The 24,943-nt window shown below is 51.2% G+C and carries 21 protein-coding genes and 1 tRNA gene; 14 read left to right on the top strand and 8 right to left on the bottom strand.

Annotated features, from left to right (window positions below):
* Nucleotides 1-87 precede the first annotated feature (87 nt).
* Nucleotides 88-861 carry an S-methyl-5'-thioadenosine phosphorylase gene (locus tag E3E32_RS07685; RefSeq protein WP_167731242.1) on the bottom strand — a complete coding sequence of 258 codons (774 nt, stop codon included), beginning with the start codon at nucleotides 859-861 and terminating at the stop codon, nucleotides 88-90.
* Nucleotides 862-978: 117 nt separating this feature from the next.
* Here E3E32_RS07685 and E3E32_RS07690 point away from each other — a divergent pair, with 117 nt between their 5' ends.
* The gene (locus E3E32_RS07690; RefSeq protein ID WP_167731592.1) at nucleotides 979-1,707 is read left to right on the top strand and encodes a proteasome assembly chaperone family protein; all 729 of its coding nucleotides are present in this window, start codon (nucleotides 979-981) and stop codon (nucleotides 1,705-1,707) included.
* Between the two features lie 9 nt (nucleotides 1,708-1,716).
* A complete protein-coding gene (locus E3E32_RS07695; RefSeq protein ID WP_167711217.1) occupies nucleotides 1,717-2,097 on the top strand; it encodes a DUF473 domain-containing protein in 381 nt (126 codons plus the stop codon).
* On the opposite strand, the gene nucS is transcribed toward E3E32_RS07695, so the two are convergent.
* The 4 genes from nucS to E3E32_RS07715 all read right to left on the bottom strand — a co-directional run bounded on the left by nucS (nucleotide 2,094) and on the right by E3E32_RS07715 (nucleotide 5,824).
* A complete protein-coding gene (gene nucS, locus E3E32_RS07700; RefSeq protein WP_167731243.1) occupies nucleotides 2,094-2,846 on the bottom strand; it encodes an endonuclease NucS in 753 nt (250 codons plus the stop codon). The genes E3E32_RS07695 and nucS overlap by 4 nt on opposite strands.
* A 262-nt stretch (nucleotides 2,847-3,108) precedes the next feature.
* Entirely contained in the window at nucleotides 3,109-3,456 is a 348-nt protein-coding gene (locus E3E32_RS07705; protein ID WP_167731244.1) for a hypothetical protein, read from the bottom strand.
* A gap of 113 nt (nucleotides 3,457-3,569) precedes the next feature.
* Nucleotides 3,570-4,631, bottom strand: a complete 1,062-nt coding sequence (radA, locus tag E3E32_RS07710) for a DNA repair and recombination protein RadA (RefSeq protein WP_167731245.1) — start codon at nucleotides 4,629-4,631, stop codon at nucleotides 3,570-3,572.
* A 176-nt stretch (nucleotides 4,632-4,807) separates the two neighbouring features.
* Nucleotides 4,808-5,824 carry a TrkA family potassium uptake protein gene (locus E3E32_RS07715; protein ID WP_167731246.1) on the bottom strand — a complete coding sequence of 339 codons (1,017 nt, stop codon included), beginning with the start codon at nucleotides 5,822-5,824 and terminating at the stop codon, nucleotides 4,808-4,810.
* A gap of 50 nt (nucleotides 5,825-5,874) precedes the next feature.
* Here E3E32_RS07715 and E3E32_RS07720 point away from each other — a divergent pair, with 50 nt between their 5' ends.
* The 7 genes from E3E32_RS07720 (at nucleotide 5,875) to E3E32_RS07750 (ending at nucleotide 17,052) form a co-directional block, all read left to right on the top strand.
* Complete coding sequence (locus E3E32_RS07720; RefSeq protein WP_167731247.1) at nucleotides 5,875-6,072, top strand: hypothetical protein; 198 nt, start codon at nucleotides 5,875-5,877, stop codon at nucleotides 6,070-6,072.
* A gap of 429 nt (nucleotides 6,073-6,501) precedes the next feature.
* Entirely contained in the window at nucleotides 6,502-7,128 is a 627-nt protein-coding gene (locus tag E3E32_RS07725) for a DNA-binding protein (RefSeq protein WP_167731593.1), read from the top strand.
* Nucleotides 7,129-7,387: 259 nt separating this feature from the next.
* A complete protein-coding gene (locus tag E3E32_RS07730; RefSeq protein ID WP_012572606.1) occupies nucleotides 7,388-8,635 on the top strand; it encodes an ORC1-type DNA replication protein in 1,248 nt (415 codons plus the stop codon).
* Nucleotides 8,635-10,740 carry a DNA-directed DNA polymerase II small subunit gene (locus E3E32_RS07735; protein ID WP_167731248.1) on the top strand — a complete coding sequence of 702 codons (2,106 nt, stop codon included), beginning with the start codon at nucleotides 8,635-8,637 and terminating at the stop codon, nucleotides 10,738-10,740. Before E3E32_RS07730 ends, E3E32_RS07735 begins: the two co-directional genes overlap by 1 nt.
* 2 nt (nucleotides 10,741-10,742) lie before the next feature.
* A complete protein-coding gene (locus E3E32_RS07740; protein ID WP_167731249.1) occupies nucleotides 10,743-16,058 on the top strand; it encodes a DNA-directed DNA polymerase II large subunit in 5,316 nt (1,771 codons plus the stop codon).
* A 37-nt stretch (nucleotides 16,059-16,095) separates the two neighbouring features.
* Nucleotides 16,096-16,782 carry a hypothetical protein gene (locus tag E3E32_RS07745; protein WP_167731250.1) on the top strand — a complete coding sequence of 229 codons (687 nt, stop codon included), beginning with the start codon at nucleotides 16,096-16,098 and terminating at the stop codon, nucleotides 16,780-16,782.
* Between the two features lie 194 nt (nucleotides 16,783-16,976).
* Nucleotides 16,977-17,052 (top strand) — tRNA-Gln (locus tag E3E32_RS07750).
* A gap of 617 nt (nucleotides 17,053-17,669) precedes the next feature.
* Here E3E32_RS07750 and tpiA read toward each other — a convergent pair.
* Nucleotides 17,670-18,350, bottom strand: a complete 681-nt coding sequence (gene tpiA, locus E3E32_RS07755) for a triose-phosphate isomerase (RefSeq protein WP_167731251.1) — start codon at nucleotides 18,348-18,350, stop codon at nucleotides 17,670-17,672.
* A 319-nt stretch (nucleotides 18,351-18,669) separates the two neighbouring features.
* The gene (coaD, locus tag E3E32_RS07760) at nucleotides 18,670-19,152 is read right to left on the bottom strand and encodes a phosphopantetheine adenylyltransferase (protein ID WP_167731252.1); all 483 of its coding nucleotides are present in this window, start codon (nucleotides 19,150-19,152) and stop codon (nucleotides 18,670-18,672) included.
* A gap of 73 nt (nucleotides 19,153-19,225) precedes the next feature.
* On the opposite strand from coaD, the gene E3E32_RS07765 reads away from it, so the two are divergent.
* From E3E32_RS07765 to E3E32_RS07785, 5 genes are read left to right on the top strand one after another with little or no spacing between them, the layout of a single operon-like run.
* Complete coding sequence (locus E3E32_RS07765) at nucleotides 19,226-20,431, top strand: hypothetical protein (protein ID WP_167731253.1); 1,206 nt, start codon at nucleotides 19,226-19,228, stop codon at nucleotides 20,429-20,431.
* Nucleotides 20,432-21,748 carry an acetate--CoA ligase family protein gene (locus tag E3E32_RS07770; protein ID WP_167731254.1) on the top strand — a complete coding sequence of 439 codons (1,317 nt, stop codon included), beginning with the start codon at nucleotides 20,432-20,434 and terminating at the stop codon, nucleotides 21,746-21,748.
* Between the two features lie 49 nt (nucleotides 21,749-21,797).
* Nucleotides 21,798-22,331, top strand: coding sequence for a flavin reductase family protein (locus E3E32_RS07775; protein WP_167731594.1), 534 nt, complete (start codon nucleotides 21,798-21,800; stop codon nucleotides 22,329-22,331).
* 31 nt (nucleotides 22,332-22,362) lie between these two features.
* The gene (locus E3E32_RS07780; protein ID WP_167731255.1) at nucleotides 22,363-23,340 is read left to right on the top strand and encodes a bifunctional N(6)-L-threonylcarbamoyladenine synthase/serine/threonine protein kinase; all 978 of its coding nucleotides are present in this window, start codon (nucleotides 22,363-22,365) and stop codon (nucleotides 23,338-23,340) included.
* Nucleotides 23,331-24,122, top strand: coding sequence for a DUF835 domain-containing protein (locus E3E32_RS07785; RefSeq protein WP_167731256.1), 792 nt, complete (start codon nucleotides 23,331-23,333; stop codon nucleotides 24,120-24,122). Before E3E32_RS07780 ends, E3E32_RS07785 begins: the two co-directional genes overlap by 10 nt.
* Here E3E32_RS07785 and E3E32_RS07790 read toward each other — a convergent pair.
* The gene (locus tag E3E32_RS07790; protein ID WP_167731257.1) at nucleotides 24,106-24,942 is read right to left on the bottom strand and encodes an NAD(+) kinase; all 837 of its coding nucleotides are present in this window, start codon (nucleotides 24,940-24,942) and stop codon (nucleotides 24,106-24,108) included. The genes E3E32_RS07785 and E3E32_RS07790 overlap by 17 nt on opposite strands.
* Nucleotide 24,943: the final 1 nt, after the last annotated feature.

The raw sequence follows: 24,943 nt of genomic DNA on the forward strand, positions 1-24,943 counted from the left end.
AATTCCACAAAAAGTAGAAATATTATATTATCTCAAACACCAAAACTATATAGTCGCACAAAGGACAACATAAAATAAAAATGAAAGTCAGACAAACATGCTCTTCAGCACCTCGGCGCAACCGCACTTCCTCTCCTCCGGTATGCGCGGAATTCCCTTCTTGAGAAGCTCCTGAACCTTATAGTTGTTCTCAGCCATGACCTTCATGACTTCCTGGGCATCAACCGGTTTGTCTGCCCAGACGTCGTAGTCGGTAACGGTTGCGATGTTTACGTAGCACATGCCAAGCTCCCTGGCGAGGTTTATCTCCGGAACGAGCGTCATGCCGATGATGTGAGCGTACTGCCTGAACATAAAGCTCTCGGCCCTCGTTGAGAACCTCGGCCCCTCAATACAGACGTAGGTGCCCTTCTCATGGGCAGTGAAGCCGAGCTCTTTAGCCGTCTCGTAGAATATTTTCCTCATCTCGGGGCAGAAAGGATCGGCCATGCTGATGTGGGCGACCCTCGGTCCATTGTAGAAGGTGTAGTCGCGCTTTTTCGTGAAGTCAATGAACTGGTCGGTTATAACTATGTCCCCTGGCTTGTACTCCTCACGGAGCGAGCCGACGGCTGTTACGCCGATGACGCGCTCGACGCCAAGCTCCTTGAGAGCCCAGATGTTCGCCCTATATGGAACCTCGTGCGGCGGGAACTCGTGGTGCTTGCCATGGCGCGGTATGAAGGCGACCTCGACGCCCCCAATCTTCCCGATTTCCACTGGAGCCGAAGGCCTGCCGTAGGGAGTGTGAACCTTGACGGTCTCTTCTGGATCAAAAACGCCGTAAACACCGGAACCGCCTATGATACCTATCCTCGGCATTTGGACATCACCCTGTAAAAATCAGGCTTGAGTTATTTAAGACTTGCCTTTCCAGTGGAAATAGAGCTCCGAAACTTTAATAACCTTTAGAAACTAAAAATTTCCTTGGGTGAGAACATGGAGAACGGGAAGCCGGTCAAGATAGTTCTGCCAGAGATAAAGAACCCCATTCTCATCGAGGGATATCCCGGAATAGGCCTGGTCGGCCACATAGCGGCCAACTTCTTAGCGAAGGAACTCGGAATGGAGATGGTAGGCTACGTGGAGAGTCCATTCATCCCGCCGATGGCGCTCATCCTTGAGGGGAAGCCCAACCCACCACTCAGGTTCTACGGAAAAGACAACATAATCCTCGCCGTTGCCGATATCTACGTGCCTCCAACCCTGGTAAGCGAAATAGCCAAGGAACTGGTGAGGTATCTGAAAGATATGAACGCAGCGAAGGTAATTTCTCTTGGAGGCATCGGTATCGGCTTCTTCAAGGAGAAAATGGACGTCTGGGGCGTCGGTGCGCGCGAGGAGCTCAACAAGGAGCTGGAGAACCTCGGCGTCAAGATACTCCAGTACGGCTCAATAATGGGCATGAGTGGCAAGCTCCTATGGGAGGCAAGCAGAGAAGGTTTGGACGCCTACGTTCTCCTCGGCGAGACCTTTGGGGACAGACCAGACCCGAGGGCAGCAGCCAACGTTGTTGAGGTTCTCAAGAAGCTGACGCCCATAGAGGTCTCCACGGAGCCGCTTATCAAGGAGGCAGAGATGATAGAGGAACAGCTCAGGAAAATGCATGAGCAGATGGAGCAGGCGAGGAGAAAGACCGAGAAGCAGTACGAGAGCATCTACCTGTGAGGTGAGAGCATGGAGGCGGTGACCTTAGCTGGAATCGCAAGACGCGTTCTGGATGAGCTCCTCAGAAGCCCCTACAAGACGCTGGAAATCAGAAGCGCGAGGAACGTCGTAGCCCTCGAAAGGGCGCGCGAGCTGGGAAGGGTCTTTCTCACATACGAAACCTACCAGGATATAACCATCGGAACGGAAGGACTCCTCGCTGAGTTGCTAAAACTCGAGAGCATGGAGCAGCGCATTCCATGGGAGGAGAGTGACGAAAGGGAAATCACAGTCTGCAGGGCGCAGGTGAGGCTGCTGGGACTGGGAAGAATCGTAGAGATAAGGAAGAAGAATACAATTCTGCTCGTCAGGGTCAGGGAGATGCTCCCGCAGGAGATGGACATTGGCTAAAACAGCGTCGTTTGCCTGCCCTTAGCTACGCTTTCCCTCTTGGGCGGCTGAACCCTTCTGAATTCCAGACCTTCTTTTTCAAGGAGCTTCTTAGCGCCAGAGGTAAGCGAAGGTGCGACGAGAATTCCCCTGACGGCTGGGTGCTCAGCCCTCAAAGCCTCGACGTAGCGCTTGAGCTGACTCACCGCGTGGAGGTCTGCCCTCCTGCGCTTGAGCTCCAGAACCACGAGGTTGCCCTCCCTATCCCTTCCAAGGATGTCCACTATGCCGTGGCCAATGGGCTTCTCGCGGAAGAGGGGCTTGAAGCCAGGCTCAATTAGCTCGGGGTTTTTGAATATCATCTCCGCCATCTCAGCCTCGCTGCCGGTTAATGCCAGCTCCTCGTAGTCCTCGGCCTTAAAGAGGGAGGCGAGGTAAACCTCCTCCAGCTCAACTTCAAGGATTTCTTTGGGCTTCCTTCTTACGGATCGGAGGACAATAATCCCATCGCGCTCCTCGACGGTTACGAAGCTTCCAGGCGGCTGCCAGTTGACAGGCTCACGCTTCTTGCTCTGGTGGATGAGAAAAGCACCATCCGGCTTGACGATTATGACCCTATCCCCGGAGCCGAGCTCGCTCTTAGCCCTGCCGTCGTAGTGAACCTTACACCGGGCAAAAATCGTCAGCATGGCCTCCTTTGATAGCGCGGAATCGATTATCCCGAGGAGTTCCTCGCGAGAGGGGTTCGTCACTGCCTCAACTTTTGACATGGGAAGAGGTAAAGAAGAGGGGTTTATAAAAGTGAAGTCTTAAAAAGGAACTTTAAACAGTGAACGCATATAGTTACCTACCACCTTTGGATAATCCAAAACTCACAACAGTCCATCCGACTAAAAAGCCAAAGATACACTATTAAGGGTAATCCTGAGTTGATTACCTTTGACACTAACAAATAAACCCAGTGCACTACCAATGAAACCAAGTAATACTCACGGAACGAACCAGAATTTTTAAAGCTGAACCATTTTAAACTCAAAAAATCAGCTTCCGTTTATTTTCGTGGTCTGACTGATTATAGTCCTGGAAAGTTTCTCCCTCTGATTTGTTAGTCATTCCCTTTCTTCTTACTGTAAGCAACATTGGAATCACAGATACCACAGCCAATGTATTAAGCAATTCATCGACAAACAGATAAAACTGAATGATATTAAAATAAACCGCAGTGCTGTATATTCCCCGAACCGACATAAAAAGAGCCGCAAGTACTGCCCAGGTTTGAGGCTTCCCGAATTCCCGAGATTTTACGGCCGAGATTGCATAATATAAAAGCAAAGGAAACATCAGAGCCGAGATTATATTTCCAGCCAACGTAAGATTCATGGTATCATCACCTACGACGGTGTCTCATATCCTGACCCGAAACTGCTCAATCCCGCTATGGTTAGACTACCCAAACCTACAAACGCCAACATTAAAAACAATAAGGAAACAAATTAATCCTCGACGCCCTTGTCGGTGATGCGGAATATTGCCTCTCCCTCGGGCAGGTGCGGGCTGTCTATGAGCCTGGCGACGCGCTTTCCAGCCTTGCCCTTCCTGAGGTATATCCTCAGCGTCGCGGAGTGTGCGAGTATATGACCTCCAACGGGCCTCGTCGGATCGCCGAAGAAGGCGTCGGGTTTCGCCTGGACCTGGTTGGTGACGAAGACTGCTATGTCGTAGAGGTCAGCAATGCGGTGAAGGTCTGCTAAGTGCTTTGCCAGCTTCTGCTGCCTCTCGGCGAGAGTTCCTCTTCCAACGTACTCACTTCTGAAGTGAGCCATAAGCGAATCTATGACGAGCAGCTTGACGGGCCTCTCAGTCTCGGCCTTCTCCTTGATTATCTCCTCTGCTCTCTCGACAAGAAGCATCTGGTGGTTGCTGTTGAATGCCCTTGCAACATAGATGTTCTTGAGGACCTCCTCCGGATCGAGACCGCGGTTTTCAGCAATCTGCCGTATTCTCTCGGGCCTGAAAGTGTTCTCCGTGTCTATCCAGATGACCGAACCTTGAAGTCCACCTTCCTCTGGCGGGAGCTGAACCATTACTGCCAGAGTATGGGCCAGCTGGGTCTTACCGCTTCCAAACTCACCAAAGACCTCGGTTATGGCCTGGGTTTCTATACCGCCGCCGACCAGCTTATCGAGGCTCTTGCTCCCGGTGGATATCTTGCCTATGGTCCTCCGCTTTTCCATGTACTCGTCGGCGCGCATGAAGGTTCCTATGTTGGCTGCTTCTCTGGCAGCTTGGATTATCTTGAGTGCCGCCCCCTCGCTTATGCCGGCTATCTCTTTAAGCTCCATCGGAGATGCAACGGCTATGGCCTCAATGCTGTCGTAGCCGGCCTCGCGGAGCTTCTCGGCAGTGGCAGGACCAACGCCCGGAAGATCCTCTAACGTCTTAATCTCTTTCTGCTTCTTCTTGGTTGAGCTTGATGATGACTCCTCAACAACGTCGAGCTCCTCAAACTCCTCGAGCTCTTTTATTTCATCCTCAGCCTTCTTTTTCTTCGGCATCCCACTCACCCGCTACGACTACCTTCCATAGGGGTAAAAAACTGGAGGGTTATATACTTTTCTCAGGGAAAGGAACTTTTAAGATTTTGGTTCTAAAGCCAAAAGACCATCAAATTGGCCAAATTTGGTGGAGTGAGCACAGGACAATAAAGCAAAAGCCCAAAAATCCCAGGAGTTCAGCCTTTTCCAGTGGAAACAACACTCCTTATCACGAGCAGTTTTGCCCCCTCCGGGATGGGTTCATTGAGATTGGGTCCGAGGATAGCCCTATCAGTGTAGTAACCGACGAGGAAGTAGCCCTCCGAATAAAGCTTCTGAAACGCCTCGATGTAGGGAACACCCCAGAGGTCCTTCCTTACAATGGTGGATATGTCATAGCCCCGGGAGGTGGTCGTCAGGTCATCTATGACATCAACGACTTCGGGTTCGAAGACTGAACTCGCTAAAAGCCTGCCCGCGAGGCTCCTGCTTGTTATAACCCTGTCGGCACCTGCCTGCTTAAGCAGCTCGACGCTCTCTGGCTTCAGTGCTTCCACGAAGACTTTTGCATCAGATATGCGCTTTATCATTAGGGTTGTGAAGACAGACTTCGAGTCGTCCTCGAGGGAAAGTATCACATAGGACGCATCCCCTATCTTGGCCCTCTCAAGAGTCTCTCTATTCGTGGGGTCGCCAATGAGAACCTCCACCTCTTCCGGAAGTTCCAGTTTTTTGCGCTCCTCTTCACTGGGGAGAACAACGACTATCGGTCTTGCATCAGCATCTCCAGAGGAAATCGCCGACATGAGCTCACTCACACAGCTGGGAACGCTACTTCCCTGACCTATGACAACGTAATGTCTAGAATACCTTACGCGGTGCATGCCCGTCATCCTCCTCAAAGACGATGAAATGAAGTATTCAGCTAGAATGGAAACCAGGGCGGTGAAAGTCGAGATTCCAGCGACAGCGGCTATCATAGCTACTATCCGGCCGGCTTCGGTTTGGGGGATTATGTCCCCATAGCCGATCGTGGCCATGGTTATTATTGCCCAGTAGAACGCGGTAAAGAAGTCCACACCCTCCAAATACATGAACAGACCCGCAAAAGCTAACGCCAGTCCCAGAACCACAGTAGCAATTAGGAGAAGCTTGTTCCTGCTCACCCGAATCTTGAGCTTCAAGAGTCTTCTAACGAGGGGTACTGGAATCATGTTGTACACTATCGTTGGCAGGTTTAAAAAAGTATCATTAATGCTTTGTGGTGTCCAGTAATGGAGTTAGATTTCCACTGGAAACAAAGGTCTTTTTCGATGATTATCTGAAAGACCCCCCAGAGTTTCATTTCCACTGGAACCCAATTTCGGAGAATGGATGGATTACATGCCAGAAAAAACAGAAAGCCCAATTTATAAAGGACATTACAAACATAAAATCAACAGATTTTAAATCTACTCTTTGAATATTTAGACTAATTTTCATAACCTTTATGAGTTTGAGATTTTTTATGAACATTGTTCATGAAAAAATATAAATATCAGGAATTGTAAAGAAAGCGGGAGAGTTTCACCAAGAACAGAAGAGCAGCATGGGAGTAGCCAAAGTCCGCCTCCACCGGAAACAGAACTCTGGGGGACTACAAAACCGTTTAATGTTATGTCTTGTGTTTAATACACATGTTTATCAAAATAGTACAATTTGGAGCGTCAGTGTACATGATTTTCTGTCCAAAAATGTTCATTCTTCTTTCAGTGGAAATGCCCCTCTGGATGCTATTGTTCATTTTCGAATGTAAATATTTGATGCACTATTATGTTCTTTGACCCCTCCAGTTTCCGCTGGAACGATACCGTTATTAAGTTTCGAATCGAAAGTTCCCTTGGTGATTCCAGTGGAAGATATTGAGAATCAAGTTCTCAGCTGGCTTAGGGATGGTGACGACAACGCTAAGGACATTGTGGATCTCCATTGGGTCATAAAAAACGTCGGTCAGAACGCTTACGTTGCTGAGCATCCCCGTATGCCATTTAGCCTTATCGTGATGTTCTCTGATGACTTTGTCCATCTGATAGTTCCTTTTCGTCTGGAGACCATTTCCATGACGAAAGACGAGCGCTTGAAGATTTACCACACGCTTCTCCTGCTCAATGATAGAGTCAACCTCATGAAATTCACACTCTCCGGGATGAACGATGAGATATACCTCCGTGTGGACCTCGACAAGAAATCCATGGGTAAGGCCGAGTTCAATGATGCCCTGACGTCACTTCTGATAGGTCTTCAATCGGCCGTCGAGGCCCTTGGCTTAGAGGAGGCCTTTGCCCAGGATGTGTTTGACCGCATTGTCTGGATGATCTTCGAGAGGCTTCAGAAAGGGGCTACACGGGAAGAACTTCTCCGCTTCCTGGTGGTTAAAGTCGGAATGCCTGAAGCCGATGCCAAACGGCTGCTCAAAGAGATATTCGAGGCCCAGGAAGAGGCTAACTCTCGTGAACAGGACAACACAATATATCTCTGACGATTTTTCTGTTGGCCCTCTATTCTTTTTACATCCCTCTGTTCAACAAGGCATATAAACCCCTGAAGCTCACTACCTACGCTTTCCTCTGTATCCGGTGCTTCCTGTGGAGCACATGTTTAGCGTTCATGATCACAATGATGAAGTCGTATGATTTACAGTTATTGTCTTTAAAATTGTCATACGTTCCAACTGTGATTCGGAGCTCTGTACAATAATCACGGCTGGAGCTGGATTTCCAGTGGAATGGGTGGTGCTGATGGACGACAATTACCTTGATTCAATCTTCGAGAAGTATCTTCATGCCAAGAAGATTTTCAAGAATAAGGAGGTTTTAAGGCATAGCTATACGCCCAGAGAGCTTCCTCACAGGCGTGAACAGATTGAGAACCTTGCGCACATCCTCGTTCCGGTTCTTAGAGGTGAAACTCCTTCCAACGTTTTCGTCTACGGCAAAACCGGTACTGGTAAGACCGTCACCATAAAGTTCGTCACAGAGGAGCTGAAGAAGATATCCCAAAAGTACAACGTTCCCGTTGATGTTATCTATGTCAACTGCGAGATAGTCGACACACAGTACCGTGTTCTTGCCAACATCGTGAACCACTTCCGCGAGGAGAGTGGCGTTGAAGTTCCGCTCGTAGGATGGCCGACCGATGAGGTGTACTCCAAGCTCAAGGCGGTCATAGATGCCAAAGAGCGCTTCGTCATCATAGTCCTCGATGAGATTGACAAACTCATCAAAAAGAGCGGTGACGATATTCTTTACTCTCTCACGAGGATAAACACCGAACTTCACCGGGCGAAGGTTAGCATAATTGGCATATCCAACGACCTCAAGTTCAAGGACTACCTGGACCCGCGCGTTCTCTCAAGTCTAAGCGAGGAGGAGGTTGTCTTCCCACCTTACGACGCCAATCAGCTGCGGGATATACTCATGCAGCGTGCTAAGGATGCCTTCAACGAAGGTGTTCTCGATGACGGTGTAGTTCCCCTCTGTGCTGCCTTGGCAGCCCGCGAGCACGGTGATGCAAGGCGTGCCCTCGACCTGCTCCGCGTCGCTGGAGAAATAGCCGAGCGCGAAGGGGCGAGCAAGGTAACCGAGCGCCACGTCTGGAAGGCCCAAGAGAAGATAGAGCAGGACACCATGGAGGAGGTCATAAAGACTCTTCCGCTCCACTCAAAGGTTCTCCTCTATGCTATCGTTCTCCTGGACGAGAACGGCGAGCTGCCCGCAAACACTGGCGACGTCTATTCTGTCTACAAGTCCCTCTGCGACCACATAGACCTTGAACCGCTAACTCAGAGGCGCGTGAGTGATTTAATAAATGAACTAGATATGCTCGGCATCATAAACGCCAAGGTCGTCAGCAAGGGCCGCTATGGTAGAACCAAGGAGATAAGGCTCAACGTAACTCCTTATAAGGTCAAGAACATATACCGTCATGATCACCAGCTCCAGACGGTACTCACTATAAGCATGTCCCGCCAGAGGAGGCTGCTCTGATGGGTCTGATTAAGGATTTAATGGCTAACAACTATCTAATCACCCCGTCGGCCTATTACCTCCTCGTTGATGGCTATAAGAAGGACTTTACTCTCGCTGAGCTCATCAAGTTCGCCAAGGCAAGGGGTACCTTTGTAATAGACTCCACCGTCGCCAGGGAGTTTCTCATGGAGAAGGGCATGGCTCCATTGGAAAGTTCGATCTCTTCTTCTACAGAATCCCACCCCCATGTTGAAGAGCAAACTTCAGAAGATATGGCTTCTGAAGCTGAAATGCTTGTTGAAACTCCTGGAACTGTCGAATCGTCTGCTGTGGGTGGAGAAATACTCGAACTAACAACTGTGGCTGCTGTTCATAGTGCTGACAAAGGGACTTCTATTTCCACTGGAACCTCCTCTGAAAGCGGGGGTGATATGTCTGAAATGAGTTCGTTGGGGCAAGAAGAGCCCAACTTTTCTGGGGGGGAGAGTTATATTTCCACTGGAACTCTGGGGGAATCCCCCCTTATAGGTGACTCTGAATCTGAAACTGAAGTCATAGAGGCCTCCATTTCTGAGGTTGCTGATGAAACCCTTCCAGTGGAAGGGGGACTTTCAGTCGAAGAGGCTCCGACTGGAAACGACAATGGCAATGTCCCCAGCTACGTGAGCAGTGGGGAGGCCGATAACGGCGTCAAGCCGAGGATAGTCTACGGTGACTACGGTGTCCCGATAGCCTACGTCGAGGAGGTTCCTGAAGAAGAGAAGAGCTATTCAGTCTATTCTGACTTTAGGATATCTCCAAAGGAAGGCTTCTACTACAGGGCCAAAGAGATCCCAGAGGATTACGAAATTGCCTTCGATGTCAAGGACGTCAAGTTCACCATTCCGAAGGCCAAGGACGCCCGGGGCAAGGAGGGGGAGATAATAATCAAGGTCTATGCGGACTACTTCAGGAGCAGGCTCAAGAAGATGCGCCGTATTCTTCGCGAGAATCCGGAGATAGGCAGTGTGATAGACATAGCCAAGCTAAGTTACGTTAGAACCGATGATGACGTCACGATAATCGGCCTCGTGAACTCTAAGAGGGAGACTGCTAAGGGTTTCATGTTCGAGGTTGAGGACAACACGGGAATAATCAAGGTCTTCATAAACCGCAACAACGAGGACTCGAAGAAGTTCTTCGAGATAATGCCCGACGCTGTGGTGGCCTTCAGGGGTCGCTACTCTGGAAGGGGCATCTTCTTCGCGGATAAGATTTACCTGCCGGACGTTCCAAAGTTCAAGCGCGAAAAGCCGCCCCTTGAGGAAAAGGTCTACGCTGTTCTGCTCAGTGACATCCACGTCGGAAGCAATAAGTTCTGCGAGAAAGCCTTTATGCGCTTCCTCGAGTGGCTCAACGGAGATGTCAACAACAGGGCCGAGGAGGAGCTCGTGAGCCGGATTAAGTACATGATAATCGCTGGCGACGTCGTTGATGGCATAGGCATCTATCCCGGCCAGTACAACGAGCTTGCTATTCCTGACATTTTCGACCAGTACGAGGCTTTGGCGAACCTCCTCTCCAACGTGCCGGGCCATATAACAATGTTTATTGGCCCGGGCAACCATGATGCGGCCAGAACGGCCCTTCCTCAGCCGGGCTTTTACGAAGAATATGCCAGACCTCTCCTTAAGCTCAAGAACGCGGTCATAATAAGCAATCCTGCGGTGGTAAGGCTTCACGGCAGGGACTTTCTCATAGCTCACGGAAGGGGGATAGAGGACGTCGTCAGCTTTATCCCGAACAGAACCCACCACAGGCCTGCGGAGGCAATGCTCGACCTCCTCAAGCTCCGCCACCTTGCACCAACCTTCGGTGAGAAGGTGCCAATAGCTCCGGATCCGGAGGATACCCTTGTCATAGAGAGCGTTCCAGACCTTTTCCAGGCCGGCCACGTCCACGTTATGCAGTATAAGATTTACAACGGCGTCTTTTTGATAAACACCGGCACATGGCAGGCCCAGACGGAGTTCCAGAAGATGGTGAACATCGTTCCTACCCCTGCAAGGGTTCCAATAATCGATGTGGAAACCGCCCGTTTGAGGGCCGTTGTGCACTTTGACCAGTACTGTGAGGGTGTTTGACAATGGCCGAGCTGTATTCTGAAGAAATGAAGGCTTACTTTGAATCTCTCCAGCGCGAGATCGATAGGGCCTACGAGATAGCGAGAAGGGCCCGCGCCCAGGGTAAGGACCCGAGCACCGATGTTGAGGTTCCTCAAGCTACTGACATGGCCGGTCGTGTCGAAAGCCTCGTTGGCCCTCCAGGCGTTGCCGAGAGGATTAGGGCGCTCGTCAAAGAGTATGGAAAGGAACTGGCCGCCCTTAAGGTCGTTGACGAGATAATAGATGGCAAATTCGGTGACCTTGGGAGCAAGGAGAAATACGCAGAGCAGGCGGTAAGGACGGCTCTTGCTATTCTCACTGAGGGCATCGTTTCCGCCCCGCTGGAAGGAATAGCCGACGTTAAAATCAAGCGCAACGAGTGGGCTGATGGGAGTGAGTACTTAGCCCTCTACTATGCCGGGCCAATAAGAAGCTCTGGTGGAACGGCCCAGGCTTTGAGTGTTCTCGTTGGCGATTACGTGAGAAAAAAGCTCGGCCTCGACAGGTTCAAGCCGAGCGAGAAGCACATTGAGAGAATGGTTGAGGAGATAGACCTCTACCACCGGGCAGTTACGAGGCTCCAGTATCATCCGGAGGCAGACGAAGTAAGACTTGCCATGAAGAACATCCCCATAGAGATAACCGGCGAAGAGACCGACAAGGTTGAAGTTTCCCACCGCGATGTCCCTGGAGTGGAGACCAACCACCTGCGCGGCGGTGCAATCCTCGTTCTTGCTGAAGGTGTCCTCCAGAAGGCCAAGAAGCTCGTCAAGTACATTGACAAGATGGGCATAGAGGGCTGGGACTGGATAAAGGAGTTCGTCGAGGCGAAGGAGAAAGGCAAAGCTGAGGTCAAGGAAGAGAAGGTCGAGAGCGCCGGTGAAGAAGCTCCCACTGAGAAAGTTGAGGAGAAAATTGAGAAGGGCTTCTACTACGAACTCTACGAGAAGTTCAGGGCCAATATCGCCCCCAACAAGAAGTACACGAAGGAGATAATCGGTGGCAGGCCGCTCTTCGCCGAACCCTCCACTAACGGTGGCTTCAGGCTTAGATACGGCCGTTCGAGGGTTAGTGGCTTCGCAACCTGGAGCGTCAATCCTGCAACCATGCTCATCCTCGACGAGTTCATAGCCATAGGCACGCAGATGAAGACTGAACGCCCCGGAAAGGGCTGTATCGTAACCCCCGCAACCACCGTCGAAGGCCCGATAGTCAAGCTCAAGGATGGCTCGGTTATCAGAGTTGACGACTATCAAACCGCCCTCAAAATCCGCGACAAAATCGAGGAGATACTCTACGTCGGCGACGCCCTTGTCAACTTCGGCGACTTTGTTGAGAACAATCAGACTCTCTTGCCTGCCAACTACGCTGAAGAATGGTGGATTCAGGAGTTTGCTAAAGCCATCGCGGATATCTACGAGGTCGAGCTGAAGCCCTTCGAGGACAACCCACGCGAGGCGGTAGAAGAGGCCGCTGAATACATCGAGCTTGATCCTGACTTCCTTGAAAGGCTACTTAAAGACCCTCTCCGCGTCAGGCCGAGCATTGAAGAAGCCATACACATCTCCAAGGTTCTCGACATTCCCTTCCACCCCTACTACATCCTCTACTGGAACACACTAAAGCCGGAGGAAGTTGAGGATCTCCAGAAGGCCCTTCTCGGCGCTCAAATCGAGTGGGACGAGCACATGAAAAACAAGTTCGCGAGAAAAGTCGTCCTCGACAACGACTCGAAGATAAAGCGCTACCTCGAGCTTTTGGGCCTTCCGCACCGATTGGAGCGGACGGAAGATCGGAAGAAGGTTATCGTAATCGAATATCCCTGGAGTGCCGCATTACTGACTCCCCTCGGCAACCTCGAGTGGGAATTCAAGGCCAAGCCCTTCCACACAGTAATTGACATCATCAACAAGGGCAATAGGATTAAGCTCCGCGATCGGGGTATAAGCTGGATCGGCGCGAGAATGGGCAGGCCCGAGAAGGCCAAAGAGAGGAAGATGAAGCCACCTGTTCAGGTGCTCTTCCCGATCGGTCTCGCCGGTGGAAGCTCCCGTGACATAAAGAAGGCCGCCGAAGAAGGCAAGACTACGGAGGTGGAGATAGCCTTCTTCAAGTGTCCAAAATGCGGCCACGTTGGGCCAGAACATATATGTCCGAGTTGCGGAACGAGGAAAGAGCTTCTCTGGCACTGCCCGAAGTGCAACACCGATTACCCCGAGGATGAGGCCGATAACTTCGACTTCCGGTGTCCGAAGTGTGGGATTGAGCTCAAGCCCTATGCTAGGCGGAGGATAAAACCCTCTGAGCTTCTCCGCGCTGCCATGGAGAACGTCAAGGTCTACGGCATAGACAAGCTCAAGGGCGTCCAGGGAATGACCTCAGGCTACAAGATGGCTGAACCTTTAGAGAAAGGCCTCCTCAGGGCCAAGAACGACGTCTACGTCTTTAAAGATGGTACAATCCGTTTCGACGCCACCGATGCCCCGATAACCCACTTCAAGCCGCGGGAGATAGGTGTAAGCGTTGAGAAGCTCCGTGAGCTCGGCTACATCCATGACTTCGAGGGTAAACCGTTAGAGCGGGACGACCAGATAGTCGAGCTCAAGGTGCAGGACGTAATCCTCTCCTACGAGGCTGGCAGATACCTCCTCAAAGTCGCACGCTTCATAGATGACCTGCTTGAGAAGTTCTACGGACTGCCGAGGTTCTACGACGCCGAGAAGATGGAGGATTTGATAGGCCACCTCGTCATCGGTCTTGCCCCCCACACGTCTGCCGGAATCATTGGCAGGATAATAGGCTTTTCCGACGTGCTGGTTGGTTATGCTCACCCGTATTATCATGCCGCGAAGAGAAGGAACTGCTTCCCGGGCGACACAAGGATACTCGTCCAGATTGACGGAATGCCAATGAGGATAACGCTTAGAGAGCTCTACGAGCTCTTCGAGGATGAACACTACGAGAACATGGTTTACGTCAGGAAGAGACCGAAGGTTGACGTTAAGGTCTACTCCTTCGATCCGGAGAGCGGAAAAGTGGTTCTTACTGACATCGAGGATGTCATAAAGGTGCCGAGTACTGATCACCTGATAAGGTTCGAGCTGGAGCTTGGAAGGGAGTTCGAGACTACCGTTGACCATCCAGTTCTAGTCTACGAGGGTGGAAGGTTCGTAGAGAAGAGAGCCTTTGAGGTGAAGGGGGGTGACAGGATACTCGTTCCAAGGATTGAGTTTGATGAAGTTGAGGTTGAGAATCTCGACCTCCTTGAGGCCTTTTCCGATGAGAACTTTGGGCCGTTGTGGGACTCGATAATGGTTCGCGGACTCTCGCGGTGGCTGTCCTCGATTGGGGCTGGGGTTAAGTCGGACTACCTCAGGCGGGATTCAGTACCCCTAAGTGAGCTTTTCAAAGTGCTGAAGGAGAAGGGTCTAAAACTAACTGACGTTCCGGACTGCAGGCTCGCTTTCAAGCGCGACAGGGTTGCGATAAGGAGATTCGTCCCGGTAAAGCCCCTGATGCGGGTCCTTGGCTACTACCTCGCCGAGGGCTACGCGAGGAAGAGCGACAGCGTTTACCAGATAAGCTTCTCAATAGCCGACGAGGAGGTTCACGACGACCTGAAAATGGCTCTAAGGGAGGCCTTTGGCGATGGCTTCGGAATCTACGAGCGTGGAGAAAAGGTAACCGTCGGCTCGCGCATCCTGTATCTCCTCTTCACCGAGGTTCTCAAAGCCGGAACGAGTGCACACACCAAGCGCGTTCCCCCAATCGTCTACACCCTGCCCAGAGACGCCGTTGCAGAGATGCTGAGGGCCTACTTTGAGGGGGACGGAAGTGCCCTTAGAACCGCTCCAAGGGTTGTTGCCTACAGTGTTAACAAGTCCCTTCTGGAGGACATTGAAACCTTACTTCTCTCGAAATTCGGAATCAGAGGATATTACACCGTTGATAAAAACGCCAACCGGGGCAACGCCAGGGGTAGGCTGTATCATGTACGGCGTGGACGTGAGCCTCCGGTCTCTACCGTCTATGCCCTTAACATTGCCGGTGAACATTACCACAGGTTCTTTAGGGAGATTGGGTTTATCAGTGAACGTAAAAATGATGTTTATTCACTCCATGAGACTAAGGTTAGCAATCAGGATCGCTACTCGAACGAATATGGCTGGGTTGTAAAGGTCAAACGCATCGAATACCTCAAACCTAAAGATGACTTTGTGTTCTCATTAAACGCTAAGGACTACCATAATGTTCTAGTAAATGAAAATATTGTAACACACCAATGCGACGGCGACGAGGACGCGGTAATGCTCCTCCTCGATGCCCTCCTGAACTTCAGCAAGTACTACCTGCCCGAGAAGCGCGGTGGGAAGATGGACGCGCCGCTGGTTGTTACCACCCGCCTTGACCCGCGCGAGGTGGACAGTGAGGTCCACAACATGGACGTTGTCAGGTATTATCCGCTCGAGTTCTACGCGGCGACTTACGAGATGAAATCGCCCAAGGAGATAAAGTTCATCGAGCGCGTTGAGGACCGCCTAGGAAAGCCCGAGATGTACGAGGGCATAAAGTTCACCCACGACACTGATGACATCGGCCTCGGCCCGAAGATGAGCCTGTACAAACAGCTCGGCGACATGGAGGAGAAGGTCGCCCGCCAGCTGGCTTTGGCGGAGCGTATTCGCGCGGTTGACGAGCACCACGTTGCCGAGACGATAATCAACTCCCACCTCGTTCCAGACCTGAGGGGCAACCTCAGGAGCTTCACCAGACAGGAGTTCCGCTGCGTCAAGTGCAACACGAAGTACCGGAGGCCACCGCTTACCGGCAAGTGCCCCAAGTGCGGCGGCAAAATCGTCCTGACCGTCAGCAAAGGTGCAATTGAGAAGTACCTGCCGACGGCCAAGATGTTGGTTACGCGGTACAACGTGCTGGACTACACGAGGCAGAGGATATGCATGACAGAAAAGGACATCAAGAGCCTCTTTGAGAACGTCTTTCCGGAGAGGCAGAGGACTTTGATGGGCTTCTCCGCTGACATCTGCGAGAAGATGATAAAGGCTAGGACCGGCAAGTCCAACGGCAGGAACGGCTACCTTGACGAGCTTAAGGCCAACGGGAAGCTCAAGAAAAAGGCTGAGAAGTCAAAAGCCAAGACGAAAGCTGAAAAGAAGTCTAAAAAAGCTGAGAAAAAGACCAAGCCTTCTGAAGGTCTTGAGAAGGACATCAGGAAGGAGAAGTCCAAGATGAAGAAGCCCAAGAAGGGCATAAGCCTGGACGAGTTTTTTGGTTCCTAGCGTTAATCATATATATTATTATGTCGCCCTTTTTTTGATGTACGACCAGTTCAAACTGCTCCCCAGCGTCGCCTACCTCCGCGTGCAGAAGCAGGTCTTCCTCGGCTATTCCATGCCCCTGGCCGGATGGGTAGGGGAGTATCTGATAAATTACCAGAAGCTCCCGCGGCCGAACTTCCTAAACCGTGCAATGGCCAAACTGGGCTTTTCTCTGGCGGGTGAAGAAAGGGACGACGGTTATATCACTCAATTCTTTACGAAGGGTAGCGTCTCGATAAGCGCGAGCTGGGACGTCGAGCAGGAAAATCTCTTCCTTCAGATTATCCCCCTCCGCTCAAGGCTCTCCCGCGGCTTAACGATCCGCGCGGAGCACATCGAGTTCTACGATCAGTACGTGGTCAGTATAGAACCGACAGGAAAGCTCCCGCCTGGTGTTAAGAGCATCGGAATAAACGCCCTGATTTTGGAGGACTTTTATCCCATCGAAACGCCCTACTGGGGCATGCTCCACGAGGATTGGGAGACAGAACTCAACCTCCTTGTGATGAAGGATGATGTCTATGATTCCCTCCAGCGCGAGGAGTACCGCTGTCCGGTCTGCTTCTCTCCGCTGAGTGAGGAGAACGGCGTTCTTAAGTGCACCCGTTGCGGCTTCGTTTACGCTCCGGAGAACGACTTCGAGAGGGTCGTGGAGAGCTTCAGCGTGGAGGAGTTCGCCTTCTAGCAAACTTTTCTGGCGAAAAGTTTGATCAAAAAGTTTGCCTCTATTTCAAATGCGGGAAAACTGAGGCGTACAATCTTAGAAGAAACAGAGTACAATCGCACACTAATCAAAGTTTGGGGAGCAAGGAGTCGGGGGTGTTGGCTTACTTGTGGGCTTAAGGTTTATAAGCCCTTTCTTAGCTTTTTCTATCGGGCAGCCCCGTGGTGTAGCGGCCAAGCATGCGGGACTTTGGATCCCGCGACCCGGGTTCGAATCCCGGCGGGGCTACCAATACAAACTTCGCCTTCGCGAAGTTTGATCAAGGTTCATAGCTCCTTCTCAAAATCCTATTCCAAAGCGTGATTGCTGTTAGATTGGTCTCTGGAGTGTTGGAATCCATTAAAGCCTACTCTTTCGTGAGGAGTTCACTTTCAACCGACGCCCGAAGGGCGTCAACGGAAAGAAACTCCTTTTAACTCGCAGGTTGAGAAGATTCCAAGTTAAGAGCGTCCTACCAAGAAGTAATCACACTCAAATACCCAAATTTTCCAAGAGCTACAAACTTTTGGTGAAGCTTTTCCCAAAAGCTTCGGCACTGGCGGAAAAATTCTGACTGCTTCTAGAAATACTGATTTGAGTGTGCACTCCTTCAAAAAGGCGATTTAAGTTGGATTTCTTCTTAACTGGCCAATTTTCAAGAAGTCTCTCAAAGTACGACGCCCAAAGGGCGTCAAAAGAAAAGTAGACTTCAGATTAAAGTCTCCTGTTAAATGGAAATCCTCTCGAACTTGCAGAATTTGGGGGTGCACTCATCCAAAGGGACATTTTATCAGGCAGTTTCAACTTTGGTCAAGCTTTGCTCGCGCAAAGCTTGTTCGCATCGGCGTTGAAAATTTTAAGAGAAAAGCTTAGATTATCATCGACACCAAATCCCTTATCGCCTTCTCCGGGTCTTTTGCCTTGGTAACGCCGCTCGCGAGGAGAACGCCAACGCTTCCGAGCTCTAAAGCCTTCTTGACGTCCTCTCCAGTGGAAATGCCCGCGCCGGTCAGAACCTTGACCTCTGGGTTTACCCTCCTGACGAGCTCGACGGTGTAGGTTATGACTTCCGGCTTGGCCTTGCTGACTGGAATGCCCGTTCCTATCAGCTCAGGCGGTTCAACTGCGACGTAATCTGGCCCCAGAGCGGCGACAGCGGCACTGACTGCTGGATTGTTGGAGCAGACCATTGTCATCAATCCAACTTCCTCGGCGCGCCTTATGGCAGCTTCGAGGTCCGCTAAAATCATTCTGTTCTCCGAATGATTGAGGAGAGTTCCGACGGCCCCGGCTTCTTTAACTGCCTCCGGGAGGACGTGACCGGTGTGGCTTCCCGGTTTAATCGGGTCTATATGCTGAGCAAAGACCGGAATCTCGACCTCCTGGACGATCCTGTAAAGGTCAGCCAGCTGGGGGGCAACCACGATGGTTATTCCAGTCTCCTTCCAGACCTTCTCGGCGGCCTTGGCGATCTCAAGGGCTCTCTCGCCCGTGGCCTCGATGTACGTCTTGAAGTTTATCGCTATTATCGGTTCCTTCAGCTTCGTCATAGATATCACCAGGAGTGAATTAACGCTCAACTCTTAAATTCTTTCCTGGTGAGGAACTTTTCCTCAGACCCGGTTGGGACTTTTAATATTTTGAGAAAAAGGTTGCTGGGAAGATGCTCCTGAATCCGGAGGGGTTATTCTCCTTCAGGTTGGAGGGTAATAGGGGAGACTCTCCTGAGAGTCAAGATGCCAATCCTAAGGGGCCTTATTGAAGCCTACCACCCTTTCTGCCCGCCGAATATGGGGTTCCTCGTTGGAGCCCTCACCCTCAGGATGGGGAGGAGGTCAGATGGAGTATGTATCAATAATATGGGGAGCATTACGGTGAATCTCTCTTCCTAGGGTTTCCGAGCGGGTCGATGAGGCCTGCCCTGATCAGGGAGGAGCTTATCTTCGCCCCGAGGCTGCTCCTTATGATCCTGATGGTCACTATCTCGAGGGGCTTCAGGCCCCTCTCTTCTCTGGCTCTGTTCACTATGAGTGCCCCTTTGTAGGTCTCCTCACTGACGACTATGGCATCGAGGCTTTTCATCTTATCCGCGAAGCCTATGGCCGTGTGTATCTTGATGATCCTGTAGTTGGAGTAGCCGTTAACCTCGAAGAACTTGAGCAGATCCCTCAGGCGGAGCTCGTAGGGAAGGATTTTATCTGCGTGGGGCTTGTTTCTCACCATCTCGTCGGCAGTCAGTCCAACATAGACGTACTTTCCCACCTCGAAGGCCTTCCTCAGCAACGCCTTATGTCCGAGGTGGAGCCTATCAAAGGTTCCTCCGACGACCACTTTGCGGTACTTTTTCTTCATGGACTAAAATTAGGCTGAAGAACCAATAAGCTTTTTTATCAACTTCCAGAGATTTTTTCCTGGAGGTGGTAGAATGAAGAAGCTCATCGCGTTCATTCTGACGATTCTTCTTCTCACGCCCTTGGTCAGTGAGGTCAATGCCGCCGGGAACTCACAGCCCCTTTTCAAGATCGAGATCATGATTCGGGTCTCGCCGGTGGTCATAAACGGCTCTTCCACCTGGATGGGCCAGTTCAGGATATATGCCACCCTCGAGGATCCGGGTTACAGGGCCTATTTTGACTATCTCGCAGCAAACAACACGACGAAGGCAAACGAGGAGTTCAGGTCATTCGTCAAACAGCTGATTTACGATAACCTGAAGAACAACTTCAAGGATCGTTTTGAGGCCAAAGGCATTAACAGCACAATTTACCTTCCCTCAGGAGGTCCGGTTAAAGTTCTCGACAACTGGTCTGCTGTCGTTACCTTTGCTCTCTCAAACTTCCTTGTCAGCGATGGAAAAATCATCAGCTGTCCTCTTAGCGGCCCGATGGACTTCGTCTTTAAGGGCCACGTTTTCGACTACAGCTGGGACAAGCTGACGCTCGTGCTTCCGAAGGACTACGAGGTGAAAAACCTTGCTCCTGCTCCTGACGACTTCAGTAACAACGTTGCCGTCTGGACCAACGGCGACTTCATACCCCTGATAGAGCTTTATACACCCGTGTATTCTTATTTGATATTTCTGAACTCGACCAGGAAGGAGATATCGCTCCAGTACGATCCCCATGAGGGCTACGTTCAGTTCAATGCCACATTTACCGGTGCCAACGCAACGCCCGTGGTTATCGATCAGCTCCTCTCGAGCTTCAAGGCCACGATGGACATAATAAGTCTGGACACCCGCGAGGAGAACGGCACCTTGGTTGTCATAGGTGTGGCAAAACCCAAGGTGGCCTACAGGGAGACCTCCTCCGAAAGGATATGGGAGGCCCTTCTTAAACTGCCCGGGTCGTTTGACAGGGTTTCAGTGGTGGGCGGCACCTACAATATGGCCCCTGACAACACCATCGTAATCACTGTGACTGAGAAAAAGACGAGCCGTCTGCCTTACATCTGGGTGGGCCTGATTCTGGTTGTCGTTCTCGGAATATTCTGGATCAAGAGGCGTGGGATATCTTCAGAGGAGCCAGAACAGTCAACTGGAGAAGAAAGTGGGGCTGTTGAAGATGGAAGCACTGAAAATGAAAAAGTCGAGGAATCAAGTGATGAGACCTCCGAACAGGGAGGTGAGTGAATGGACTTCTTCTTTTATCCCAAGAGCGTCGCAGTCTTTGGCTCCTTCAAGGAGGGGGCAATAGCCTACGAGGTCCTCAGGAACATCGTTGAAGGTGGCTTTGATGGGAGGATAGTTCCAGTCAATCCGAAGGGTAGAACCGTTGAGATCGCGGGGAAAGCCTTTGAAATTCGCCCGAAGCTGGAGGAGCCCGTTGATGCTGCCATAATTGCCATTCCGGCGAAGTTCGTTCCATCGCTCATAGACGAGATTGGTGAACTCATCAAGGGTGCTGTTGTCATAAGTGCCGGCTTTTCCGAAGTCGGAAACGTTGAGCTTGAGCGCGAGCTCGTCGAGAAAGCCAGAAAGCATGGCATTAGAATCATCGGCCCTAACTGCGCCGGCATCTTCGGTGTCCACGGCAAGTTTTTCGGCTCCTTCGAGGTTCGCGTTAAGCCGGGTGGTCTAGCGCTCATAAGTCAGAGCGGCGCCTTCGGCGGTGCCGCTTTAGCGATGGGCAACGACGAGGGGATAGGCTTCTCGGCCTTCGTTTCTTATGGAAACGCGGCTGACCTGAACGAGAGCGACTTTCTGAGGTATTTTGCAGATGACAAAAACACGAAGGCCATAGCACTCTACATTGAGGGCGTTAGGGACGGGAGGCGCTTCATGGAGGCCCTCCGCTATGCAGCTGGCAAAAAGCCTGTGATAATCCTCAAGGCTGGAAAGAGCAAGAGTGGTGCAAGGGCAGCCGCTTCTCACACCGGTTCGCTCGCCGGAAGCTATGAGATTTACAGGGCGGCCTTCAAGCAGGCCGGCGCCATAGAGGTTGAGGAGATGGAGGAGCTATTCGACGCAGCGAAGGCCTTTGAGATGTACGAGAAAGCCGGGAGGCGCGTTGCCGTGATTACCAATTCTGGCGGGCCCGGTGTTCTCGCTACCGACAAGCTCGAGAGTCTTGGCCTCGAAATAGCTCAGCTAAGCGATGAAACCGTTGAAGAGCTCCGCTCGTTCCTTCCACCGCAGTGCTCGGTTAAGAACCCGATAGACCTCATAGCTGATGCGGACTACGAGCGCTACAAGAAAACGATTGAGGTTGTCTGCAGGGACGGGAACGTCGATGCTTTGTTGGTAATCTGCGTCCCGCCGATATTCATCCCGAGCGAAGAGATAGCGAAGGCCGTAATCGACGCCGAGTGCGACAAACCAGTGATAGTAAACTTCATGGCCGGAGAGCTCGTTAGGGATGGGGTTAAGCTGCTGGAGGAAGGTGGAATAAAGAACTTCCCTACACCGGAGAGGGCAGCCAACGCTTTGGCGTGGCTCTCCCGTCGATGAGGCTTTTAACTTTTTTAAGGTGAAGCCCAATTCATTTTTGGTGGTTCTCATGAAGCCGTACCGACTCCTCTATCCTTTGAGGACTTACCTCATCGTGGCAGGAAATGGTGAGGAGACAAACGTAATGGCCGCCGACTGGGTCACGATAGTCTCGTTCAGGCCCTTCATGGTTGGTGTTGCCATTTCTCCTGAGAGGTATACATGGGGACTGATAAAGAAGTACCGAGAGTTCGTCATCAGCGTGCCGAGTCTCGATATGCTCCGGGACGTCTGGATAGCCGGCACTAGGCACGGCCCTGAGAAGCTGAAAGAGATGAAAATAACCCTTGTTCCATCGAAGGCTCTTGAAACCCCCAGCATAAAAGAGGCCCTTGCGAACGTTGAGTGCAGGCTCGTGGATGAGAGGGACTATGGCGATCACACATGGTTCGTTGGGGAGGTTGTAGATAGCTCATACCGAAAGGATGCCTTCGAAAACGACAGGCCAAATCTTGACGCTAAATTCCTTGCTCATACTGCATGGACGGATTTTGTGACCTTCGAGAAGCACATCCATCGTCCTCCTCAAGTCCACTCTCGATAACCTTTTATACTATTTTTACACTCCCCCCCTGATGATAGCTCTTGGCATAGAGGGGACGGCACATACCCTTGGCATAGGCATAGTCACCGAGAAGAAAGTTCTCGCCAATGTATTCGATACTCTCACTACTGAAAAGGGTGGAATCCACCCAAAGGAAGCCGCCGAACACCATGCAAGGCTTTTGAAGCCTCTTCTGAGAAAGGCCCTTGACGAGGCAGGAATAACTATCGAGGACGTTGACTTGATAGCCTTCTCCCAGGGGCCAGGTCTCGGGCCTTCTTTGCGAGTTGTTGCCACGGCTGCACGAGCTCTTGCCATAAAGCATAACAAACCGATAATCGGTGTGAACCACTGCATAGCTCACGTTGAGATAGCCAAGATGTTCGGTGTTAAAGACCCCGTTGGCCTCTACGTGAGCGGTGGAAACACCCAGGTTCTGGCGTTGGAGGGAGGCCGCTACCGCGTCTTCGGTGAAACGCTTGATATTGGCATAGGTAACGCTATAGACACCTTTGCGCGCGAGATTGGGATAGGTTTCCCTGGGGGACCCAAGATAGAGAAGCTTGCCCTGAAGGGAGAGAAATACATTGAGCTCCCCTATGCGGTTAAAGGTATGGATTTGAGCTTCTCCGGAATACTCACTGAGGCCGTCCGGAAGTACCGCACGGGCCGGTATCGGGTTGAGGATCTTGCCTATTCTTTTCAGGAGACGGCATTTGCAGCGCTCGTTGAGGTCACTGAGAGGGCCGTTGCCCACACCGGCAAGGATGAGGTCGTTCTCGTTGGAGGCGTCGCCGCGAACAACAGATTGCGGGAGATGCTTAGAATAATGACTGATGACAGGGGGATAAAGTTCTTCGTTCCGCCCTACGATCTCTGCAGAGACAACGGGGCCATGATAGCTTACACTGGATTGAGGATGTATCTTGGCGGTGTTAGGTTCAATCTCGAGGAAACTGTGGTAAAGCAGAAGTTTAGGACGGATGAGGTGGAGGTTGTATGGAGTTAAAGGTTTCAATCTGGATCTTTTTTATTGATATCGTACTGTTCATCGTTATCGGATATTCCGCGCTCTTCGCCCTCAGAAGGATATCACGTTACGGTGAACCCCTTAACAGGTTCATCGTTATAGTGGCAGTTTCCATGTTCACGGCTGCGGCAGGAAGGGCACTTGATATCGTTGACGATTTCACTGGAGAAGTGCCCATTATTATATCTCTAGAGCAGATTCTCTACTTTCTTTCGATAATCGGTATAGCATATGGACTGTTGAGCTATATAAGCCATGTTGAAAAAACTATTCTTCCGATTCCTGCAAATGCCGCTGGGAACGCAAGGCTCTCCCCGGGAGGTTATCTCTACACGGGAGAAGACACAGGAGATCTTGTAGAGTTTATTTCTTCAATTGACGCTCCAGTGCTTGTAATCACCAGGAGTCCTTGGATGTACGAAAATATCGGAGAGCACGTTCAGACGCTCTGGATAACCCCTGCCGTTGACAGGGGGATAGGACCAACGAAACTTCACGTGATCATGGAGAGTGCAGTGAAGTTTCTCCGGGGAGGAGGCAGATTGATAGTGGTGGACTGCTTGGAGGCCTTTATCCTGTACAACGACTTTACGGCCACCTTTAGATTCCTTTCGTCTCTAAAAGACTACGCCGTTGAGGCAAAGTCCACCCTGCTCCTGGTTGTCGTTAAAGGAACCATTGGGGAGAAAGAGCTGAAGATACTCATGAGGGAGTTTACTCCGGTCAAGAGTCCTAAGAACCTCCTCAAAACTTCCTCTTGATCTTCATTGTGTACTTTGGGTAGACCTCATTCGTGAATCTTACGAACTTTGTCTTTCTCGGGGAGAGCCTTATCGTTATCTCCGTTTCAGGCTCGAGGTAGGTGTAGAACTGGCCGTCTATCGCCAGGATTATCTCTCTAGTTAAGGCTAAGTTCCTAACATCTATTTTGGTGTAGGAGGGTACTATCATCGGCCTTGAGCTCAAAGCTATCGGTGCAAGAGGGGCTATCACTATTACGTCGAGCCTTGGGTCTACGAAGGGACCTCCTGCGCTCATGGCGTAGCCAGTCGAGCCCGTCGGAGTCGATACTATGAGCCCATCCGCCCGGATTTCATCGGCGAGGCCTTCGTCTATGTAGTAGCGCAGATGGATTATCTTGCCCGGTATACCGGTCAAGATGGCAACCTCGTTGAGGGCATCGGGAACTACGTTCTCGCCGTTTAGATATGTCCTCAGCTTTATGCGCTCATCTATGTGGTAGTCACCTTCAATCAGCTTGCTGAGGGCAAAAAAGGCCTCGTGTGGTTCAACCTCCGTGAGAAAACCGAGCGTCCCCATGTTGATGCCCAGCAAGGGTATTTCCTTTTTGGTCTTGTGCTCCACCCTGAGAATCGTTCCATCTCCCCCGATAACGATGATGAAATCGACGTCGAAGTCCTCCAGCGGGAGAACGTCCTCCTCATGGAACTCGGGAAGATATTTGTACGTATCGGTATCCACGTACACCTCATAACCGCTGACCTTGAGGAAGTCGTAGACCCTGTATGCGAGCTTGAGGGCGGCCTCTTTATCCCTTCTGGCCACTATCCCGAACTTCATG

Source organism: Thermococcus sp. GR6 (assembly GCF_012027415.1).
Lineage (GTDB): Archaea > Methanobacteriota_B > Thermococci > Thermococcales > Thermococcaceae > Thermococcus > Thermococcus onnurineus.

Excerpts from the sequence above, each read along its gene's own strand:
- E3E32_RS07685 (WP_167731242.1), bottom strand. The coding sequence starts at position 861 with ATGCCGAGGATAGGTATCATAGGCGGTTCCGGTGTTTACGGCGTTTTT.
- E3E32_RS07690 (WP_167731592.1), top strand. The coding sequence starts at position 979 with ATGGAGAACGGGAAGCCGGTCAAGATAGTTCTGCCAGAGATAAAGAAC.
- E3E32_RS07695 (WP_167711217.1), top strand. The coding sequence starts at position 1,717 with ATGGAGGCGGTGACCTTAGCTGGAATCGCAAGACGCGTTCTGGATGAG.
- nucS (WP_167731243.1), bottom strand. The coding sequence starts at position 2,846 with ATGTCAAAAGTTGAGGCAGTGACGAACCCCTCTCGCGAGGAACTCCTC.
- E3E32_RS07705 (WP_167731244.1), bottom strand. The coding sequence starts at position 3,456 with ATGAATCTTACGTTGGCTGGAAATATAATCTCGGCTCTGATGTTTCCT.
- radA (WP_167731245.1), bottom strand. The coding sequence starts at position 4,631 with ATGCCGAAGAAAAAGAAGGCTGAGGATGAAATAAAAGAGCTCGAGGAG.
- E3E32_RS07715 (WP_167731246.1), bottom strand. The coding sequence starts at position 5,824 with ATGATTCCAGTACCCCTCGTTAGAAGACTCTTGAAGCTCAAGATTCGG.
- E3E32_RS07730 (WP_012572606.1), top strand. The coding sequence starts at position 7,388 with ATGGACGACAATTACCTTGATTCAATCTTCGAGAAGTATCTTCATGCC.
- E3E32_RS07735 (WP_167731248.1), top strand. The coding sequence starts at position 8,635 with ATGGGTCTGATTAAGGATTTAATGGCTAACAACTATCTAATCACCCCG.
- E3E32_RS07740 (WP_167731249.1), top strand. The coding sequence starts at position 10,743 with ATGGCCGAGCTGTATTCTGAAGAAATGAAGGCTTACTTTGAATCTCTC.
- E3E32_RS07745 (WP_167731250.1), top strand. The coding sequence starts at position 16,096 with ATGTACGACCAGTTCAAACTGCTCCCCAGCGTCGCCTACCTCCGCGTG.
- tpiA (WP_167731251.1), bottom strand. The coding sequence starts at position 18,350 with ATGACGAAGCTGAAGGAACCGATAATAGCGATAAACTTCAAGACGTAC.
- coaD (WP_167731252.1), bottom strand. The coding sequence starts at position 19,152 with ATGAAGAAAAAGTACCGCAAAGTGGTCGTCGGAGGAACCTTTGATAGG.
- E3E32_RS07765 (WP_167731253.1), top strand. The coding sequence starts at position 19,226 with ATGAAGAAGCTCATCGCGTTCATTCTGACGATTCTTCTTCTCACGCCC.
- E3E32_RS07770 (WP_167731254.1), top strand. The coding sequence starts at position 20,432 with ATGGACTTCTTCTTTTATCCCAAGAGCGTCGCAGTCTTTGGCTCCTTC.
- E3E32_RS07775 (WP_167731594.1), top strand. The coding sequence starts at position 21,798 with ATGAAGCCGTACCGACTCCTCTATCCTTTGAGGACTTACCTCATCGTG.
- E3E32_RS07780 (WP_167731255.1), top strand. The coding sequence starts at position 22,363 with ATGATAGCTCTTGGCATAGAGGGGACGGCACATACCCTTGGCATAGGC.
- E3E32_RS07785 (WP_167731256.1), top strand. The coding sequence starts at position 23,331 with ATGGAGTTAAAGGTTTCAATCTGGATCTTTTTTATTGATATCGTACTG.
- E3E32_RS07790 (WP_167731257.1), bottom strand. The coding sequence starts at position 24,942 with ATGAAGTTCGGGATAGTGGCCAGAAGGGATAAAGAGGCCGCCCTCAAG.